Raw genomic sequence first — 18,160 nt, forward strand, 5'->3', positions numbered from 1 at the left:
TGGCTTTATTTTTATGCTTACAGCAAATTTTCCCGGATCAGGGTTCGGGCTTCCCCAATCATATAAAGCGAGCCGACAAAAACATTAACCTCGTCTTTTCTGGTTAGGTCGATGCTTTTAACAGCGGCTTCCATGGTGTCGTAGAAATCGACACTTTTTCCGTAGTTCGTGTGAATCAGTGCGGCCATTTTTTCTGCCGGCATGGCCCGGTCACTGTTGGGAGTCAGGGTATGAATGGTGCTGGCGATGGGCACCAGATAAGACAAAGATTCCTCAATGTCCTTATCTTCTAACATCCCAAAAAATAAGTTGATGGTGCGGTTGGCAAAATATTGGTTGATATTGCTCACAAAAGCTTGAATCCCATTGCTGTTGTGGGCGCCGTCAATAAGGACCACCGGATTTTTCAAAAAGATTTCAAAACGTCCGGGAAAGACGACGGTGGCCAATGCTTTTTTAATATCAGACGCACTGATTGTATATCCCTTACGGTTAAGCAGGGCCATAACTTCCAGAGCAGTCAGGCAGTTAAGCGCTTGATGATCGCCCAGAAGTTTTAAACAAAAACCATCCAGATAAAGATGATCACCCCGGTATTTAAGGGTTTGATTGTCGGTGGTATGGCTTAAAATGGAAATGTCATCCGGATTAACCAGAACCATCTTGGCATTTTTGGCGGCACCGAAATCAAGAATTACCGTTAAGGCTTCGGGGTCCTGGGGGTAAACAATAACATCGGAGCCCTCTTTAATAATCGCGGCTTTTTCAAAGGCGATTTCAGCCAGGGTGTTCCCCAGGTAATCAGTGTGATCATAGCTGACACCCATGATCACAACCGCCAGCGGATCGTTGATGATATTGGTGGCGTCAAGTCGTCCGCCCAAACCCACTTCAAGAACCACAACATCAACCTGTTGTTGATAAAAATACTGGAGCCCGACGGCGGTAACCATTTCAAATTCAGTGGGATGGGGTTCGCCCTGTTCGAGCAGGATTTCAATCCGCTGTTTAACAAAAAGGGTGGCAGAGACCAGACTGTCATCATCAATAGGCGCGTTGTTTAACTGTATCCGTTCGTTAAAAGCCTCCAGAAAGGGAGAGGTAAACAAACCGGTTTTGTATCCGGCGGTCTTTAAGATGGTGGCGATCATGGTGGCGGTGGACCCTTTTCCATTGGTGCCGGCAATGTGGATAAACTTGAGTTTATCCTGGGGGTTGTCCATGACACCCAGTAACAGACGCATGCTTTCTAGTCCTAATCGGGTGCCAAACTTATGGGTTGCTTCAATGTAGCTGATGGCTTCGGTAACGTTCATTTTAAATTAATCCTCCTGAATGGGACAACAATTGATGCATTTTTCGGTAACCATGAATTGAACACTTTTGTCATGTTCTTCCATCGGGATGGTCTCAAAAATGAAGTCTTCCCGAATCAGCGCAACGGTGACGCAGTCGTCACTGATGGTTTCCAGAAAACGATCATAATAACCGCCACCAAAACCCATCCGGTGTCCAGAGGGTGAGAACGCGCAGCCGGGAACCATAACCAGATCGAGCTTTTTAGGATCGACAATCCGCAGGCAATCTTCACGTACTTCTAAGATCCCATAATGACCTTCTTCCAGATCATCCGGAAAATTGATCAGCTCTGAGAGGGTAATCGTATGATCGGAAATGTTGCAGATCGGAACGACAATGTGTTTGCCATCAGCTAAGGCTTTTTTGATGAAATCATGGGTGTAGATTTCAGTCCCAAAGCTTATATAGGTCATAATCCAGTTGGCTTTTTTATAAAGATCGCTATTTAGAAATTGCTCGATAATTTTAGCATCGGTGTCAGCACTATAAATTTCTTTACGACGCGCCAGGGTTTCTTTTCGGAATAAACTTTTATCCATTTTTTTCTCCTAAAATTAAGATTAATTCACGATGACATTATAACATAAAGTGAGTTAACAACAAAAAAATATCGAGGGGAAATTTTATCAGAAATTTATCTTGAAAACAAAGGATTCTTGGTTATACTGGATATAGGACAGAAAAATAGTACATAAATAATACTCTTGGAAGAGTAAACAGAAAAAAGGTGTAAAAAATAAATGAAAAGACTATTAATCGCCTGTGAAACCATTCGGGATGAAGTTGAAATGGCATTGCAACACACTGGTGTAAAACTGGAAACCATCTGGATGTCCAATTTACTCCACGACTCTCCGGAACGGTTAAAAACGGCCCTTCAGGAAGAAATTGATAAAGCAGAAGATAACTATAATGAGCTTTTGTTTGCTTATGGTAATTGCGGAAACGGACTATTGGGGCTAAAAAGCGAAACGGCGACGATGATCATTCCCCGCTATGGGGATTGCATCGATATTCTTCTTTCAGAGAAAAAAAATCTGGAGCGGATTCGCACATCCACCTATTTCTTGACACAGGGATGGTTAAGGGGGGAAAAGTCACTTGACAAGGAGTTCCAACACAATCTGGAAAAATACGGTGAAAGTCGGGCCAGGCGGGTTATGGACATCATGTTTAAACATTATAAAAAGCTGATGCTCATCGATACCGGGGCTTATGCAGTGGATTTGCACCTGCCCCGCGTTACGGATATCGGGAAGCTCATCGGTCTGGAGGTGGTGGTGGATCAGGGCAGTATTTCCCCGCTGGAAAAATTGGTAACCGGTCAGTGGCAAGAGGGATTTTGTATTATTCCACCGGGTCAGGTGACCACCCATAATGATTTTGACGGGGTAGCGGTTCGCCCAGTGTAAGCGATAAAGCACTCTTTGAGCAAACACCCGCTTGAGTCAGTAATTGATTTCTCGGGTGTTTTTTACGCAATGGAGTGAAGTGGAATCATGGTTGCATGAACTCGGGAAAGTGTGGTATAGTGAAAGAAAAGAACTATTCAGTAACAGAAAGGACAAAATATGAATCAGTTTAGAGAACCAATAAATGCGTTAACCCATTTAATTGGTGCTATTCTATCTGTGTTTGGTATCATTGCCATGTTGATTTTAATTATTGTGAATGATAATGTGACCCCATTAACCCTGATTTCGGTCCTGGCCTTTGGGGTGGGGCTGATTTGTCTCTATGCCACCAGCTTTACCTATCATGCCGCCCAGGGGGATCAGCAAAAAATTCTACATCTTAAAAAATTGGATCATGCGATGATCTTCATTTTGATTGCGGGTACTTATACCCCTTTTTGTCTCCTTTGTCTAACCGGAACCATGCGGGTGACGATGATGGTGGCGATCTGGGGAGTCGCGTTGATTGGGATTATTCTTAAAGTAGCCTGGATCAATATGCCCAGGTGGCTGGGAACCGGACTCTATATTTTTCTGGGCTGGTTTGCCCTTTTTGTTTTGGGTCCCCTCTATCAGGCTTTGCCGCGGCCGGGATTTATGCTTCTGGTTGGGGGTGGCGTGATGTATACCATTGGCGGTGTCATCTATGCCATTAAAAAACCAAACTTTGGTAAAAACTTTGGATTCCACGAACTGTTTCACATTTTTGTTATTTTAGGATCACTGTGTCATTTTATTTGTGTTTTTTTCTTTATTCTTTAAGAAAAAAATGGTATTATAAAAAAATTGATATTAAAAAACAAAATTTTTATTGTATTTTTTTTAAAAACCGTTAAAATAGAATAGTATTGTTAATTGCATCACTGCAAAAAAAAAACTCATTTTTTGCAGTGATTTTTTATTGGAATAATCAAGAAAATGTAAAAGAAAAAGGAGCCTGAAAATTAATGCAAACTAAGTATATTTTTGTCACTGGTGGAGTAGTATCTTCTTTAGGAAAGGGGATTACAAGTGCATCGTTGGGTCGATTACTTAAGTCCAGAGGCTTAAAGGTCTCGATCCAGAAATTTGATCCTTATTTGAACTTTGATCCCGGAACCATGAGTCCTTATCAGCATGGGGAAGTTTTTGTGACCGATGACGGGGCAGAAACCGATTTGGACCTGGGTCACTATGAACGATTCACCGACGAAAACCTGTCCCAGTTTAGCAATGTTACCACCGGAAGAGTATATTGGAATGTGATTTCAAAAGAACGTCGGGGTGACTATTTAGGGGGAACTGTTCAGGTTATTCCCCATATTACCGATGAAATAAAAGAAGGGATTCTTCGCGTCACCGACTACAGCCATCCAGATGTGGTGATTACCGAAATAGGCGGAACAGTCGGGGATATTGAAAGTCTGCCCTATCTGGAAGCGATTCGTCAATTTAAGGGCGATCTGGGCGCTGAAAATGTCTTGTACATTCATGTTACTCTACTTCCTTATCTTGGAAAGGCGGGCGAACTGAAAACCAAACCAACCCAGCATTCGGTAAAAGAATTGCGGAGCATCGGAATTCAGCCGGATATTATTGTGCTCCGTTCCGAAAAGGAAGTGGAAGAAGGTTTAAAGGCGAAAATATCCCTCTTCTGCAATGTCGATAAAAAAGCTGTGGTTGTTAATATGGATGCCGCAGAGCTTTATGAAGTACCCCTGATGCTTGAAAAAGAAGGTCTGGCCGAATTGGTTTGTGAAAAACTTCATATCGATTGTAAAGAACCGGACCTGACCGAATGGAAAGACCTGGTTAAAAAGGCGAAAAGTCTGGAAAACAAGGTTACCATTGGCTTAGTTGGTAAATATGTCGAACTCCATGACGCCTATCTTTCCGTGGCAGAAGCCCTGCGTCACGGCGGTATTGGTAACAACTCTGAGGTTGTTATTAAATGGATTCATTCTGAAGACATCAATGAAGAAAATGTTGATCGGGTGCTTAAAGATCTGGATGGCATCCTAGTGCCCGGCGGCTTTGGCCACCGGGGTGTGGAAGGCAAGATCCATGCCATTGAGTATGCCAGAGAACATAAGGTGCCTTTTTTAGGTCTGTGTCTGGGTTTGCAGTTGGCAGTCATTGAGTTTGCCCGAAATGTAGTCGGTCTGGCCGGTGCTCATAGTATAGAGCTGGATCCGGAAACCCCTTATCCAGTTATCAATCTGATGGAAGAACAGAAAAAAATTATTGATATGGGGGGGACCATGCGTTTGGGATTATATCCCTGCGAGTTGTTGGAAGGTTCAAAAGCGAAAGAAGCCTATGGTGAGAAAAACATCAGCGAACGGCATCGACACCGCTATGAAGTCAATGATGATTATCTTGCGCAACTTGAAGAAAAGGGGATGATATTCTCGGGAATGTCACCTGACCGGGTTCTTGTTGAAATGATTGAAATAAAAGATCACCCCTGGTTTGTTGCGACTCAAGCGCATCCGGAGTTTAAATCCCGCCCCAATAAACCCCATCCGTTGTTCCAGAGCTTTGTAAAAGCTGCTTTGAACACTAAAGAATAGCGGATAAAAAAATCGAGATCCTAGATCTTGATTTTTTTTATGGGATGAGACACAAGATACGCCAACAGAAAAACTGTGGATAACTTTATATTTGTTGATAATAATTGTATAAAACTGTGGAGAACATAGGTTTTCCCTGTGGACAATGTGGATAACCTTGTTGATTAGCTGAGAAAACCCCAAACAACGCCAATGTAATGGTAAAACAATAAACAGGTCAATTGTGCATAAAAAATTGCCGATTGAACACAGCCTGTGGAAAATAAAATATGATTGTTACAAATCACAAATGGAGCTATAATAAAGATAGGCACAATAACTAAAGAGAAGTAAGAAAGAATTAAATGAAAGTTAAAGGAGTTAAGGGAACCATGCATAAATACGGATTTTTCAGAACAGCCTGTGCTGTTCCTAAACTAAAACTGGCAGACTGCCAGTATAATGTCAATGAAATGATGACCTTAGCGACGAAGGCCTGGGATCAGGGGGTCGAGGTGCTATTGTTTCCGGAGTTGGGAATCACCGGGTACACCTGTGGCGATTTGTTTTTTCAGCGGGAACTGCAGAAAAACGCGGTAAAGGCACTGGATTGTTTGTGTCAATGGTCTGATGGGAAGAAGATGCTTCTGGCAGTTGGCCTGCCCCTGGCTATAAAGGGGAGTTTATACAATTGTTCAGTGCTGCTAAACGATGGTCAGATATTGGGGATAGTGCCCAAAACCTATATTCCCAATTATCAGGAATTTTATGAAAAACGATGGTTTGCTTCGTCAAAATCGCTGTATCAAACTGAGATTACCCTTTGTTCGCAACGGGTTCCGATTGGAACCGATTTACTGTTTCAACATGTTCATCGGGAAGAATTTGTGATCGGTGTCGAAATTTGTGAAGACCTGTGGGTACCCATTTCACCCGGTAGTTTTCATGCCCTGGCCGGGGCTACCGTGATCCTTAATCCGTCTGCCAGCAATGAGGTGGTGGGAAAAAGTGATTACCGCAGAGAGTTGATTCGCTCTCAATCTGGCCGCTGCAATGCTGCTTATCTCTATGCCTCGTCAGGCTTTGGTGAGTCAACCAGTGATTTGGTGTTTGGTGGCAATGCGATCATCTGTGAACGGGGGATATTGCTCAAAGAACTGCCTAAGTTTAACCTGGGGAACGAACTGCTGATTACTGATATTGACGTCGAATCACTCACGCATGACCGGCAAATGCAGCATGGCTTTGGGGATTCAGCTGATCTTCTTAAGGATCATTCTTACCGGACCATTTTATTTGAAACTCCGGGAACCGATGATTTTGATCGGGAGGTATATCCTCAGCCCTTTGTTCCCGCTGATCCCAATCGGCGCAGTGAGCGGTGCGAAGAGATCTTTAATATCCAAACCATCGGTTTGGCTACCCGACTGGCTCACCTCGGCAATGCCCCAATGGTAGTGGGGATATCGGGAGGACTGGATTCAACGATGGCACTGCTTGTTTGTGTCAGTGTTTGTGATCGATTTGATATCCCCCGGGAAAAAATACATGCTGTGACGATGCCGGGCTTTGGCACTACTGATCGCACCTATGATAACGCGGTTGCTCTAATCAAGGGTCTAGGTGCGAGCTTCCATGAGATTTCCATTGTTGCCGCTTGTACGGCTCACTTTAACGACATCGGCCACCCTCTGGATCTCCACAATGTTACCTACGAGAATTCTCAGGCCCGGGAACGAACCCAGATTCTCATGGATCTTTCCAACAAGCTGGGGGGGATTGTCGTTGGAACGGGGGACCTATCGGAACTGGCCCTTGGTTGGGCTACCTATAATGGCGATCATATGTCAATGTATAGTGTCAATGCCAGTGTTCCAAAAACCTTAATCCGTTATCTGGTCAAGTGGGTAGCAGACCATTCGACCAAAGGAGAGATTAAAAAAATTCTTTATGATGTTTTGGATACCCCGGTTTCACCAGAACTGCTGCCCCCGGATGAGGACGGAAAAATCGCCCAAAAAACAGAAGAAACCGTGGGTCCCTATGAACTCCACGATTTCTTTATGTATCAAATGGTGCGCCACGGCTTCTCACCGGAAAAAGTATATTTCCTGGCCTGCAAAGCCTTTGAGGGTGTCTATCAAAAAGCGGTGATTTTTAAATGGCTAAAGCGCTTTTACCACCGTTTTTTCAGCCAGCAGTTTAAACGCAACTGCCTGCCCGACGGGCCAAAGGTAGGCTCAGTATCTTTTTCGCCGCGGGGTGACTGGCGCATGCCCGCCGACGCCCGCGCAACGCAATGGCTTAAGAGCCTGGAGAAAATGGAACCGATTGAGTAAGCGGTTATAAAAAAAGTAATTAGCTTGTGTCAAACACAAACCCAATACCGACAAGTGTAACAACAAATTAACCATTGATCGGTACGGTCGTTTATTGACAACCAAAAAGAAGCTGTTTGCAAACAGCTTCTTTTTAATAACTATTCTTTTTTAGAGTAGTGTTGGACGAGGACTTCATGTTTGAAGTTAATAAAATCCAAAATTTCCTTTTTACCCTCTTCATTGGCCATGGCGTAACCGAACAGTCCCAGCAGGTCTTTCATTTCCAACGGTTTAACCAGCTGTTCAGCCGAGTTTAAGGAGCCTTCTGATTTGAGCTTCGCATCATTAAGCGAGGTGGAATTGTCTGTTCGGCAGAGCAAATAGTCAACCGATACATCAAAATAATCCGCGATTTCAACAAGCAACTGGTTTTCGGGAAGGTTTTTATCCTTCTCGTACTTGGAAATCGAGCTTTTGTTTAAATCAAAATGCTCAGCAAAATCCTGCTGGGTCATATCCTTATTAATTCGCAGTCGTTTTAATCGTGTTCCAAAAGTAGACATGGTGTTTCCTCCATAAATTATTCATAATCTCAGTATGAATGAGTAAAATAAACACAGATGTGTTTAATCAGATTATACACCAAGTGACCATAAACTGACTATTAAATTTGCGAAAAGGTGCCAAATCGGAAATTATTAAGATCTTACGTGAATCATAGGCACTATTTCTTAATACATATTAAATAAAGCTTGCATTATTTAATATGTTGGTTTAAAATAAGGTGTTATATATTCGAGAAAGGATACTAAATGAAATTTACAGAATTAGAAATTAATGAACAATTGCTACAAGCCATTGAAGAAATGGGCTTTGTAGAAATGACCGAAATCCAGGAGCAAGCGATACCACAATTAATGATGGGAGGAGACCTCATTGGAAAGTCACAGACAGGAACAGGAAAAACTGTTGCGTTTGCCATTCCAGCCATTACGAAGCTTGACCCTTCTATAAAGAAAGTACAAGTTTTAGTTCTATGCCCAACCCGAGAGTTGGCAGTACAGGTCTCAGATGAATTTAAAAAAGTACTAAAATACCAAAAGAACATTAAAGTATTACCAATTTTCGGTGGCGCATCCATTGAAAACCAGATCAGAGACCTTAAATCAGGGGTTCAGATTGTGGTTGGTACCCCTGGCCGGGTAATGGATCACATGCGACGTAAAACCTTGAAACTTAGTGAGGTGTCAATGGTGGTACTGGATGAAGCGGATGAAATGCTAAACATGGGATTCCGGGAAGATATTGAATTGATTCTGGACGAAATCGCCCATGAGATTCAAACGGTGTTATTCTCGGCAACGATGCCAAAACCAATTTTAAAAATTGCGGAAACCTATCAGAAGAATCCGGTCCTGGTGGAAATTTCACCTAAAAACATGGTGGCGACCAGTATCGAACAAAAATACTTTAATATCAGTGATCACCATAAGTTTGAAGCCTTAACCCGATTACTGGATGTTTACAAACCACAACGATCCCTGATCTTTTGCAACACCAAGAAATATGTGGATGAAATTACCGATGATCTTAAAAAACTGGGTTATTCAGTGGATAAAATTCATGGCGACATGCGTCAGATTTCCCGGATGGCTGTTTTAAAAGACTTTAGCCGTGGGAAGTTAAATATCCTGGTAGCAACCGATGTGGCAGCCCGGGGAATTGACGTCGATGACGTCGATATTGTCTTTAATTACGATGTTCCTGATAATGAAGAATATTATGTCCATCGGATTGGTCGAACCGGGCGGGCAGGAAAAAGCGGTATCTCGCTGACCCTGGCGCGATCCAGAGATCAGTTTAGACTCAAAAAAATCACGGACTACACTAAAAAAAGCATCGAACGGGGTTTAATCCCAACGAGTGCTGTTATCAATGATATCAAGATAGCCCATTTCCACGAACGCTTCAAAATTCGTGCCGACAAGGGCGCTGAGACAGGTACCTTAGAGACCTATGTGAAAATTATTGATGAGCTGGTCGAAAAAGGCTACGCCGCTGAAACCATTGCGGCTGTTTTGCTGCAGGCTCAATTGCCACTTTCAGAAGCCGAAGATCTCAATACGGTTGAACGACGTCCACGACGCAATGACTCAGCTCCACGTCGCGATGGTCGAGACAATCGCGGTCGTCGCGAGGGTGGATCCCGTCGTGCTGGTCCGGAAAAAACAAAACGTCTTTTTATTAGCGTTGGTGAAAAAGATCATGCCCAAAAACGGGATATCCTGGGAGCCATTTGCGGTGAATGCGGGATTCCGTCTACTGCTGTAGGTAATATTGACATGTATGATAAATTTACCTTCGTGGATGTGGATGAAGAGCAGGCTAAAAAAGTAGAAAAGAAATTAAACGGAAAAATAATTAAAGAACGCAAAGTTAAAGTCGAAATATCAAAAAAGAAAAAATAGCAAAAGACTAATTAAAGTATCAATAGAACCTGGGTGTGAGGCTGACTTTGTCCTTGGATTCAGGTTTTTCATTTACTTTAATGTATGAATAACAAGGAGGTGCCTCATGAAAGACACTCAAACCGAAAAAAAGAATAAACTGGGCGTCGTTCCAATACCAAAGCTTCTCTTTTCAATGTCAATACCGGCGATCATTTCGATGATGATTCAAGCAATGTATAATATTGTGGACAGTATCTTTGTGGCGCAAATTGGGGAAGAGGCCTTAACAGCCGTTTCCCTGGCATTTCCCATTCAGATGATTATTATCTCCTCTTTTGTGGGTCTGGGAGTCGGAATTAACTCAGCTATTTCGAGGCGCCTGGGGCAGAATAAAAAGAGCGAAGCAGCTAATGTGGCGGAACATGGTTTTTTACTGGCGATGCTGATTGCAGCAGTGCTGGGCATCTTGGGCTTTTTCACGGCGGAAGCATTTATCAGTTTGTTTACCGACAATGCCAGCATCATTGCCCAGGGCCGGGCGTATTTAATGATTGTCACCACGCTTTGTTTTGGCAGTTTCATCACCCAGGCGGCTTATGCCACCTTACAAGGTAGTGGCGAAATGATCCAGCCGATGGTTGGACAAATTATCGGAGCAGTGGTCAATATTATTCTGGACCCCATTATGATCTTTGGATGGCTTGGCTTTCCGGCATTGGGAGTGGCAGGTGCGGCGATTGCCACGGTGATTGGTCAGATCTTTGGGATGGCCTATATGTTACTGGTCGTTTTTAAAAGCAGCAAAAATTATTTAAAACTCGATTATAAGGTGTTTCATTATGAATCGGCAATCATCAAAGATATTTTTAAAGTCGGATTACCAGCGGCGATTATGCAGGGGTTGGCGTCGCTGATGATTACCGGATACAATCTGATTCTGGCTGGATTTGGGATGTCGGCAGTGGCTGTTTTTGGGGTTTACTTTAAAATTCAGTCGATTATCTTTATGCCCATCTTTGGATTGGGTCAGGGGGCCATGCCGATCTTTGGTTTCAATTACGGAGCCAAAAATCGGGAACGGTTTAACGAAACCCTGAAGGTTGCAATGACCGCTGCCCTCAGCATTATGGCCTTGGGAACGCTGCTGTTCTGGATTTTCCCGGCTCAGATTATGATGGCTTTTAACCCTTCTGCTGAAATGATGGAAATCGGAATCAAGTGTCTAAGGAGCATCAGTCTGGCATTTCCACTGGCCGGGATTTCGATTATGCTCAGTGTCAGTTTCCAGGCCATCGGCAAGGCTTATGTCAGTATGATTGCATCTTTTATCCGGCAGATGATTGTGCTCTTGCCGGTTACCTATTTGTTGGCGCAGGCCGGTGGTTTGGATTGGATCTGGTACGGGTTTATCATTTCAGAAATGTTCTGTCTGGCTTATGAGTTGTTCATGTACCGATGGTATCAGCGAAATATTTTTGATAACTGGGAAGCCTCTCCAGTCGTGATGCAAAACTAACAGTCAGCTGTAAACAGTAAAAAAAAGATCTTCAAAAGACAATGTGCTTTTGAAGATCTTTTTTTTATATTTCGCTATTTTTGTTGATGACATCAATGCTCTGACAAATTAGGCTGTTCATCCGTTTGACCTCGCCGCAGAGAAACAGGTAGCCAATCAGGGTTTCAAAACCGGTGGCATAACGGTAGTCGGAAGGGTTCGCGTTTTTGGGAACCTGGGAGGCGGTGTTCCGGCCTCGTTTAACCATCCGCTCCTCCGTTTCAGAAAGTTCTGGTAGCAGCGTCCGGACGATTTGGGCCTGGGCACTGGCACGGACATAACAAATCGAGGTTTTGGTCATGACATTAACATTCTGGTGACCACAGCCGAGCAGATATTTGCGAATCAGATCCGAGAATATCCCATCACCAATGTAGGCCAGTGCCAGCGGATTCATGGCGGCGGCCTGTTCCCGGGTGTAGTGTGTGTCGATCGTGGCCTGGATGGCTTTTAGACGGTCTGACGTTTCTGGGGTTAGGCTTTTTTCCATTTAACACCTTCCCGGGTATCCTCCAGAACAATACCTTTAGCCAGCAGTTCATCCCGGATCTCATCGGCCCGTTTGAAATCTTTGGCTTTGCGGGCCGCCTGTCGCTGCGCGATCAGGTCTTCCACAGCCGCATCCAGATCGGTTTCTTTTTCTTTTTCCGCCAATCCTAAAACGGCAGTGAGTTCGGCAAAAATGTTTTGACCAGCAATGATCGCCGGTTTAGAAGAAGCGGCATTAAGCGTCGAGTTAAGATCCCGGACCAGCTCAAAAATAACGGCAATGGCATCGGCGGTATTGATGTCATCATCCATGGCTGCGACAAAATCGTGTTTGTACTTAACCAGCGAACCAATCCAGCCTTGTTCTGTTTCGGTGGACATCTCAGCGGTGGCGTTTGCAAGCAGGAATGCCATCTGGAATTTAGCGGTATATAACCGTTCCAGAGCATTGGCGGCCTGCTTTAGCAGCGGCTCACTGAAGTTAACCGGGCTGCGGTAATGAGCCATTAATAAAAACATCCGCACCGCTTCGAGATCAAAGGTTTTGGCAATATCCCGGACGGTAAAAAAGTTACCCTTGGATTTGGACATTTTTTCGTTGTCGATATTAATATAGCCGTTGTGCACCCAATAGTTAGCAAAGGGTTTGCCGCAGCAGCCTTCGGATTGAGCGATTTCATTCTCGTGGTGGGGAAAGATCAGATCCTGGCCGCCGCCGTGAATATCGATGGTATCGCCCAGGTGTTTTTTTGACATCGCCGAACATTCAATGTGCCAGCCCGGTCGCCCCTGGCCCCAGGGACTGTCCCAATAGGGCTCGCCTTCTTTTTTCTTTTTCCAGAGGGCAAAATCCAGAGGACTATGTTTTTCATCATTGACATCAATCCGGGCCCCGGATTTTAAATCATCGATGGATTGTTTGGATAATTTACCATAATCTTTAAAGGCATCAACATGATAGTAGACATTGCCATCGACATTATAGGCCAGTTCTTTTTCTTCCAGGGTTTTGATCATGGCGATGATTTCCGGCATGTGCTCACTGACCTTGGGATGGACCGTAGCGCGTCTGATTCCCAAGGCATCGGCATCGGTAAAATATTCAGCGATGTATTTTTTAGAAACATCGCCAGGCGAAATTCCCTCTTCGTGACTCCGGTTGATGATTTTATCATCAACGTCGGTAAAGTTCTGGATAAAGGTTACCTCGTAACCGGTATATTCCAAAAACCGGCGCAGCACGTCAAATACGATAAAGGGACGGGCGTTGCCGATATGAAAATAGTTGTAAACTGTGGGTCCGCAGGAATACATCCGGACCTTGCCCGCTTCAATCGGGATAAATGTTTCTTTCTTCTGGGTCAGGGTATTATATAATTTCATAAAGTTCACCTTTCAATTTATTTATTTACAGCAATGTGTTATGATAACATATTATACACTAAAGATAAGATTAAGTGTCAATGGATAAAATTTTTTAGGAAGAAAATTTCTTTATCAACCCAAAAGAATAAAAAAGAAATGAATGAGGATTCTCCATGGAAGCAAATACAAAACGAAAAGTTCTGGCCCAGGCGATTTTAGCCCTTGAAACCGAAGAGGATTGTAATTTATTACTCGAGGACCTGTGTACCATCAAAGAAATTGAAGACATGGCCCACCGTTTTGAAATTGCCTATCTACTATCCCAGGGAAAAACCTTCATCGATGTGGAAAAACTGACCGGAGCCAGCTCGGCCACCATCAGCCGCGTCAACCGCTGCCTCAAACACGGCAAAGGCTATCGCAACAGCATCGAAAAAATGAAAAAGGACCATACATTGGAGTAGTCTTGCGACGATAAACAAACTCAAAAGCAGTACCGACAATTGTTACATCATGTTGTAGGCATCAAGGCGGACATGGCAGCGCCTGTCTGAGCTTGCAGCATACAACAGATTAACAATTGATTGGTACGGTAGTTTGCAGGATCCTGAATCTTATCTAAAATTTAATATTAAAGGAGTTGAGTGTAGTGATGAAGGCTGTGAAAAAGTCGAAGAAGTTGGACAACGTTTGTTATGATATTAGAGGACCGGTGGTTGAAGAGGCGGATCGCATGGAACGGGAAGGCATTGACATTATTATGCTCAACACCGGGAATACAGCCCCCTTTAATTTAAATGCCCCGGATGAGATTATTCAGGATATCAAATATAATATGCGGCCGGCCGAAGGCTACTGCAATTCTCAGGGGATTTTCTCAGCCCGAAAGGCTGTGGTTCAGCATTATCAGACCAAGGGTCTGATGGATCTGAAGGTGGATGATGTTTTTCTTGGCAATGGGGTCAGTGAACTGATTCTATTTTGTATGCAGGCGCTGTTAGATAATGGGGACGAAATTCTGGTTCCGTCACCAGACTACCCGCTGTGGTCAGCTGCGGTTAACCTCTCGGGCGGAACCGCTGTCTATTATACCTGTGATGAAGAAGATGAGTGGAACCCCAATCTTTTGGATATTGCCAGTAAGATTACGCCTAATACCAAGGGAATCGTGGTCATCAATCCCAATAATCCCACTGGTGCCCTTTATCCCAAAGATATTCTTGAGGGGATCGTCGATCTGGCCATTGCCAACAATTTGATTATTTTTGCCGATGAAATTTATGATCGGGTTCTCTATGATGATGCGGTTCATATCCCGATGTCAACGCTGACCGAGGAGGTGCTGGTGGTAACGCTCAATGGTTTGTCAAAATCTCATCGGATTCCCGGTTATCGGGTCGGTTGGATGATTTTGACGGGTAACAAGGAAGGGGCCAGGGATTATATTGAAGGGATTAAAATGCTTTCCAATATGCGGATGTGCTCCAATGTTCCCGGACAACATGCGATCCAAACCTCTTTAGGCGGCTACCAAAGTATCAACGATCTGCTTAAACCTGGAGGTCGGCTCTATGAACAGCGGGAGATTGTCTGTAAGCGAATCAATGCGATACCGGGTCTGTCCTGCGTTAGACCCAAGGCCGGGTTTTACGTCTTTCCCAAGATTGATACAGAACTTTTTAATATCACCAGCGACGTCCAGTTTGCGCTGGATTTTCTCAAAGAAGAGCATGTTCTGATGGTTCAGGGAACCGGTTTTAATTGGCCTCATCCGGATCATTTCAGAATTGTCTTTTTACCCCATCCGGAAGATCTGTTGGAAACCATGGATCGACTGGAACGGTTTATGGCAAACTATCAACAAGAACAAGTTTTAAGAACGGAAGAATAATGAAAAAACAATTAATGAAAAGCAAAAAACGAGCAATTCTGGCCGGCGTCTGTGCCGGTCTGGGGGAATACTGCAACACTTCGCCCTGGATTTTCAGAGGGTTGTTCCTGTTGCCCTTTTTCCTTAGACTGATGCCGGGGATCCTCAGCATCATTGTCTATATTCTGCTGGCGGTGGTACTCCCGGGTAATCAGCGGATTGAGGATGTGGTTGAAGTGGATTATGAGATTATTGATGATGAAAATGATGAAGAAATCATTGACTTCAGCGACGAAAAGTCAGGCACCAAAGAAAAGGTAAAGTAAATGCTGGAAAAAAGAATCATTACAAAATCAAGTCAGGAAACCTTTGATTTTGGAAAATCTCTGGGGGAAGCCATCGACTTCCCCCTGATTGTCTTTTTACAAGGGGATATGGGGGCTGGGAAAACTCTGTTTTGTAAAGGCTTTGTGGCCGGAATGGGAATTGATGATGAGGTCACCAGTCCCACCTACACCATTGTTAATGAATATGGTAATCCGCCTGGAATTTTTCATTTTGATTTGTACCGGCTTAAGGATTCACAGGAGCTTTATGAGATGGGCTTTGAAGATTACCTCAACCAGGGCTGTACGCTGCTACTGGAGTGGCCGGATCTGATAGGGGAAAATAACTTTGAGCCCCGGCTGGAAATTGAGTTAAAATCGCAAATCGATACACCAGATGAGCGGGAAATAGTTTTAAAGACGGACAATGAAAAAGTGGCACAACGACTAAATTCACTTTAGCCCAAAAACGGCAAGCATTATTTCATAGAGGGCGGGTGTACCGATTGGTCATGACGGATGGCCTGCTTCTCGATCGATAATAATTATAATAAGGTGGCAAACATGGAAAAACCTCTAACCAGCGTAATCATTCCTGCCGCAGGAATGGGACGAAGGATGAATGCACCAATCAACAAGCAGTATCTGACAATAAATGGGAAACCAATCTTAGCCCATACCCTGGATGTTTTTGAAAAGTGCCCTCTGATTAATGAAATTGTATTGGTGATTAATCAGGACGAGTTTAGCATCTGCCAATTGCAGGTTTTAAAGCCCTATCGCTTTAAAAAGATAAAACTGGTGCGCGGTGGTAATACCCGGCAGGAGTCAGTTTATCGGGGGCTCAAAGCAATTAATCCCAGGACGGATCTGGTGATGGTTCACGATGGCGCCAGACCAATTATCCAGGAGTCGGTCATTGTCCGAAGTATTTTAGAAACCATTGAACATCGGGCCACTACCGTGGGCGTGGCAGCTAAAAACACCATAAAAGTGATCAGCAAGGATGGCTTTGTTGATCATACCCCAAATCGGGATGACCTGGTTGAAATTCAAACTCCCCAAACCTTTGAGTATGGTCTTTTAAAAGAAGCCCATGAACAGGCGATTTTGTTGGGGATTGAGGGAACGGATGATGCCTTTCTGGTAGAACGTCAGAATGTACCAGTGAAAATTGTAACTGGCCACTACACCAATATCAAGATTACAACCCCGGAAGATCTGATTATTGCCGAGTCGATTATTAAACGGTTGTTGAAAAATGATAAAAAAGCACGGAAAAATTAAAAGATTATTAATAGAAATAAAGAATGAAGTGAAAATAGCTGATATTTTATGCAGTTTTTCGCTTCATTCTTTATTTATTGGGGAATAAAAGATATAATGGAAAGACACGAAACAAAATACTAAGGGTTATTCACCTTTTTAAAATAAATTTAAGAAAATGTGGAGGAAGCCATGATTGAATTATCGGAAGAACTTCTCTTAAGAATGTATTATAAAATGAATCAGGCTCGCTATTTTGAAGAAAAATTGGAGGAACTCGCCGCAAAGGGCCAGGTCCATGGTACGATCCATCTGGCCATCGGTCAGGAAGCTTCGGGGGTGATGCCTTGTCTGGCTCTCGAAGAAGGGGATCTGGCGTCGCTGAGCCATCGGGGTCATGCCCAGGCGATTGGCTTTGGACTGGATGTCAATCTGATGATGGCAGAATGTCTGGGGAAATATACCGGCTACAGCAAGGGCAAAGGAGGTTCTATGCATATTGCCGATGTGGAAAACGGAAATCTGGGCGGCAATGGCGTTGTCGGCGGTGGTTTTAATCTGTCCTGCGGAGCAGCATTGACTCAAAAATATAAAAAAACCGGTAAGGTTGTTTTGTGCTTTGCCGGGGATGGTGCTACCAATGAAGGAAGCTTTCATGAATCCTTGAATCTGGCCTCAATCTGGAAATTGCCGGTCGTTTTTTTCATTGAAAACAACCAGTATGGGATGTCAAATCCGGTCGAGAATCACATCAATATTGAAAATATCTCAGACCGCAGCGAAGCCTATAACATGCCGGGTCTTACCATTGACGGCAACGATTTTCTTGATGTTTACAATACCGCGACCAAAGCCCTGCGTTATGCCAGAGCAGGGAAGGGTCCCGTGCTGATTGAAGCAAAAACCTATCGCTACAGTGGGCATAGCAAGAGTGATAAACAAGTTTATCGGGATAAACGGGAGGTTCTGGAATGGCAAAAAAAAGATCCGCTTTTGAAGATTAAAGAATATCTTCGGGAAAACCGGGTTTTTACTGAAAAACAGATCCTCAAAATGGAAGACGAGGCCCGGGTTTCGATTGAGCAGGCGGTAGCGTTTGCAAAAAAAAGCCCGCAACCCCAGCTAAACACTGTTTTAGAAGATGTATATGCGTGAGAGGTATAATTAAATGAAA

Annotated in this window: 17 protein-coding genes; 12 read left to right on the forward strand and 5 right to left on the reverse strand. The window is 43.8% G+C overall.

Annotation, left to right across the window (positions count from 1 at the left end):
- Nucleotides 1-17 precede the first annotated feature (17 nt).
- Nucleotides 18-1,316, reverse strand: a complete 1,299-nt coding sequence (locus U2P91_RS09170) for a bifunctional folylpolyglutamate synthase/dihydrofolate synthase (protein WP_111888032.1) — start codon at nucleotides 1,314-1,316, stop codon at nucleotides 18-20.
- A 6-nt stretch (nucleotides 1,317-1,322) separates the two neighbouring features.
- Nucleotides 1,323-1,898, reverse strand: a complete 576-nt coding sequence (locus U2P91_RS09175) for a 5-formyltetrahydrofolate cyclo-ligase (protein WP_111888031.1) — start codon at nucleotides 1,896-1,898, stop codon at nucleotides 1,323-1,325.
- 201 nt (nucleotides 1,899-2,099) lie between these two features.
- Here U2P91_RS09175 and U2P91_RS09180 point away from each other — a divergent pair, with 201 nt between their 5' ends.
- The 4 genes from U2P91_RS09180 (at nucleotide 2,100) to U2P91_RS09195 (ending at nucleotide 7,683) form a co-directional block, all read left to right on the forward strand.
- Nucleotides 2,100-2,771, forward strand: coding sequence for a DUF1638 domain-containing protein (locus tag U2P91_RS09180; RefSeq protein WP_111888030.1), 672 nt, complete (start codon nucleotides 2,100-2,102; stop codon nucleotides 2,769-2,771).
- 159 nt (nucleotides 2,772-2,930) lie between these two features.
- Complete coding sequence (gene trhA, locus U2P91_RS09185; protein WP_111888029.1) at nucleotides 2,931-3,575, forward strand: PAQR family membrane homeostasis protein TrhA; 645 nt, start codon at nucleotides 2,931-2,933, stop codon at nucleotides 3,573-3,575.
- A gap of 185 nt (nucleotides 3,576-3,760) precedes the next feature.
- Complete coding sequence (locus U2P91_RS09190) at nucleotides 3,761-5,365, forward strand: CTP synthase (protein ID WP_111888028.1); 1,605 nt, start codon at nucleotides 3,761-3,763, stop codon at nucleotides 5,363-5,365.
- A 344-nt stretch (nucleotides 5,366-5,709) separates the two neighbouring features.
- Nucleotides 5,710-7,683 (forward strand): NAD(+) synthase, encoded by a 1,974-nt coding sequence (locus U2P91_RS09195; RefSeq protein WP_322519486.1) that lies wholly within the window; start codon nucleotides 5,710-5,712, stop codon nucleotides 7,681-7,683.
- Nucleotides 7,684-7,823: 140 nt separating this feature from the next.
- Here the strand turns inward: U2P91_RS09195 and U2P91_RS09200 are convergent, their stop codons facing one another.
- On the reverse strand, nucleotides 7,824-8,228 hold the full coding sequence (locus tag U2P91_RS09200; RefSeq protein WP_111888026.1) for a helix-turn-helix domain-containing protein: 405 nt from the start codon (nucleotides 8,226-8,228) through the stop codon (nucleotides 7,824-7,826).
- A gap of 249 nt (nucleotides 8,229-8,477) precedes the next feature.
- Between U2P91_RS09200 and U2P91_RS09205 the strand changes: the two genes are divergently transcribed.
- Nucleotides 8,478-10,133, forward strand: a complete 1,656-nt coding sequence (locus U2P91_RS09205; protein ID WP_111888025.1) for a DEAD/DEAH box helicase — start codon at nucleotides 8,478-8,480, stop codon at nucleotides 10,131-10,133.
- A gap of 106 nt (nucleotides 10,134-10,239) precedes the next feature.
- Nucleotides 10,240-11,631 carry an MATE family efflux transporter gene (locus tag U2P91_RS09210; RefSeq protein WP_111888024.1) on the forward strand — a complete coding sequence of 464 codons (1,392 nt, stop codon included), beginning with the start codon at nucleotides 10,240-10,242 and terminating at the stop codon, nucleotides 11,629-11,631.
- A 64-nt stretch (nucleotides 11,632-11,695) separates the two neighbouring features.
- Here U2P91_RS09210 and U2P91_RS09215 read toward each other — a convergent pair whose 3' ends face one another.
- Both U2P91_RS09215 and cysS read right to left on the reverse strand, forming a co-directional pair.
- Nucleotides 11,696-12,160: a Mini-ribonuclease 3 gene (locus tag U2P91_RS09215; protein WP_322519487.1), complete on the reverse strand. Its 465-nt coding sequence runs from the start codon at nucleotides 12,158-12,160 to the stop codon at nucleotides 11,696-11,698.
- Nucleotides 12,145-13,542, reverse strand: a complete 1,398-nt coding sequence (gene cysS / locus U2P91_RS09220; protein WP_322519488.1) for a cysteine--tRNA ligase — start codon at nucleotides 13,540-13,542, stop codon at nucleotides 12,145-12,147. Before cysS ends, U2P91_RS09215 begins: the two co-directional genes overlap by 16 nt.
- A gap of 155 nt (nucleotides 13,543-13,697) precedes the next feature.
- Between cysS and U2P91_RS09225 the strand changes: the two genes are divergently transcribed.
- From U2P91_RS09225 to U2P91_RS09250, 6 genes are all read left to right on the forward strand, one after another.
- A complete protein-coding gene (locus tag U2P91_RS09225; RefSeq protein ID WP_111888021.1) occupies nucleotides 13,698-13,988 on the forward strand; it encodes a YerC/YecD family TrpR-related protein in 291 nt (96 codons plus the stop codon).
- 188 nt (nucleotides 13,989-14,176) lie between these two features.
- Nucleotides 14,177-15,415, forward strand: a complete 1,239-nt coding sequence (locus tag U2P91_RS09230; RefSeq protein ID WP_111888020.1) for a pyridoxal phosphate-dependent aminotransferase — start codon at nucleotides 14,177-14,179, stop codon at nucleotides 15,413-15,415.
- Nucleotides 15,415-15,720 carry a PspC domain-containing protein gene (locus U2P91_RS09235; protein ID WP_111888019.1) on the forward strand — a complete coding sequence of 102 codons (306 nt, stop codon included), beginning with the start codon at nucleotides 15,415-15,417 and terminating at the stop codon, nucleotides 15,718-15,720. Before U2P91_RS09230 ends, U2P91_RS09235 begins: the two co-directional genes overlap by 1 nt.
- Nucleotides 15,721-16,182, forward strand: coding sequence for a tRNA (adenosine(37)-N6)-threonylcarbamoyltransferase complex ATPase subunit type 1 TsaE (gene tsaE, locus U2P91_RS09240; protein ID WP_111888018.1), 462 nt, complete (start codon nucleotides 15,721-15,723; stop codon nucleotides 16,180-16,182).
- A 102-nt stretch (nucleotides 16,183-16,284) separates the two neighbouring features.
- Nucleotides 16,285-17,007, forward strand: a complete 723-nt coding sequence (ispD, locus tag U2P91_RS09245) for a 2-C-methyl-D-erythritol 4-phosphate cytidylyltransferase (RefSeq protein ID WP_242988655.1) — start codon at nucleotides 16,285-16,287, stop codon at nucleotides 17,005-17,007.
- A 171-nt stretch (nucleotides 17,008-17,178) separates the two neighbouring features.
- Complete coding sequence (locus U2P91_RS09250; RefSeq protein ID WP_111888017.1) at nucleotides 17,179-18,141, forward strand: thiamine pyrophosphate-dependent dehydrogenase E1 component subunit alpha; 963 nt, start codon at nucleotides 17,179-17,181, stop codon at nucleotides 18,139-18,141.
- Nucleotides 18,142-18,160 lie beyond the last annotated feature (19 nt).

It is taken from the genome of Acetobacterium sp. K1/6, assembly GCF_034438075.1.
In the GTDB taxonomy this organism is placed as follows: domain Bacteria; phylum Bacillota; class Clostridia; order Eubacteriales; family Eubacteriaceae; genus Acetobacterium; species Acetobacterium carbinolicum.

Coding starts and splice junctions, on each gene's coding strand:
- U2P91_RS09170 (WP_111888032.1), bottom strand. CDS start 1,316: ATGAACGTTACCGAAGCCATCAGCTACATTGAAGCAACCCATAAGTTT.
- U2P91_RS09175 (WP_111888031.1), bottom strand. CDS start 1,898: ATGGATAAAAGTTTATTCCGAAAAGAAACCCTGGCGCGTCGTAAAGAA.
- U2P91_RS09180 (WP_111888030.1), top strand. CDS start 2,100: ATGAAAAGACTATTAATCGCCTGTGAAACCATTCGGGATGAAGTTGAA.
- trhA (WP_111888029.1), top strand. CDS start 2,931: ATGAATCAGTTTAGAGAACCAATAAATGCGTTAACCCATTTAATTGGT.
- U2P91_RS09190 (WP_111888028.1), top strand. CDS start 3,761: ATGCAAACTAAGTATATTTTTGTCACTGGTGGAGTAGTATCTTCTTTA.
- U2P91_RS09195 (WP_322519486.1), top strand. CDS start 5,710: ATGAAAGTTAAAGGAGTTAAGGGAACCATGCATAAATACGGATTTTTC.
- U2P91_RS09200 (WP_111888026.1), bottom strand. CDS start 8,228: ATGTCTACTTTTGGAACACGATTAAAACGACTGCGAATTAATAAGGAT.
- U2P91_RS09205 (WP_111888025.1), top strand. CDS start 8,478: ATGAAATTTACAGAATTAGAAATTAATGAACAATTGCTACAAGCCATT.
- U2P91_RS09210 (WP_111888024.1), top strand. CDS start 10,240: ATGAAAGACACTCAAACCGAAAAAAAGAATAAACTGGGCGTCGTTCCA.
- U2P91_RS09215 (WP_322519487.1), bottom strand. CDS start 12,160: ATGGAAAAAAGCCTAACCCCAGAAACGTCAGACCGTCTAAAAGCCATC.
- cysS (WP_322519488.1), bottom strand. CDS start 13,542: ATGAAATTATATAATACCCTGACCCAGAAGAAAGAAACATTTATCCCG.
- U2P91_RS09225 (WP_111888021.1), top strand. CDS start 13,698: ATGGAAGCAAATACAAAACGAAAAGTTCTGGCCCAGGCGATTTTAGCC.
- U2P91_RS09230 (WP_111888020.1), top strand. CDS start 14,177: ATGAAGGCTGTGAAAAAGTCGAAGAAGTTGGACAACGTTTGTTATGAT.
- U2P91_RS09235 (WP_111888019.1), top strand. CDS start 15,415: ATGAAAAAACAATTAATGAAAAGCAAAAAACGAGCAATTCTGGCCGGC.
- tsaE (WP_111888018.1), top strand. CDS start 15,721: ATGCTGGAAAAAAGAATCATTACAAAATCAAGTCAGGAAACCTTTGAT.
- ispD (WP_242988655.1), top strand. CDS start 16,285: ATGGAAAAACCTCTAACCAGCGTAATCATTCCTGCCGCAGGAATGGGA.
- U2P91_RS09250 (WP_111888017.1), top strand. CDS start 17,179: ATGATTGAATTATCGGAAGAACTTCTCTTAAGAATGTATTATAAAATG.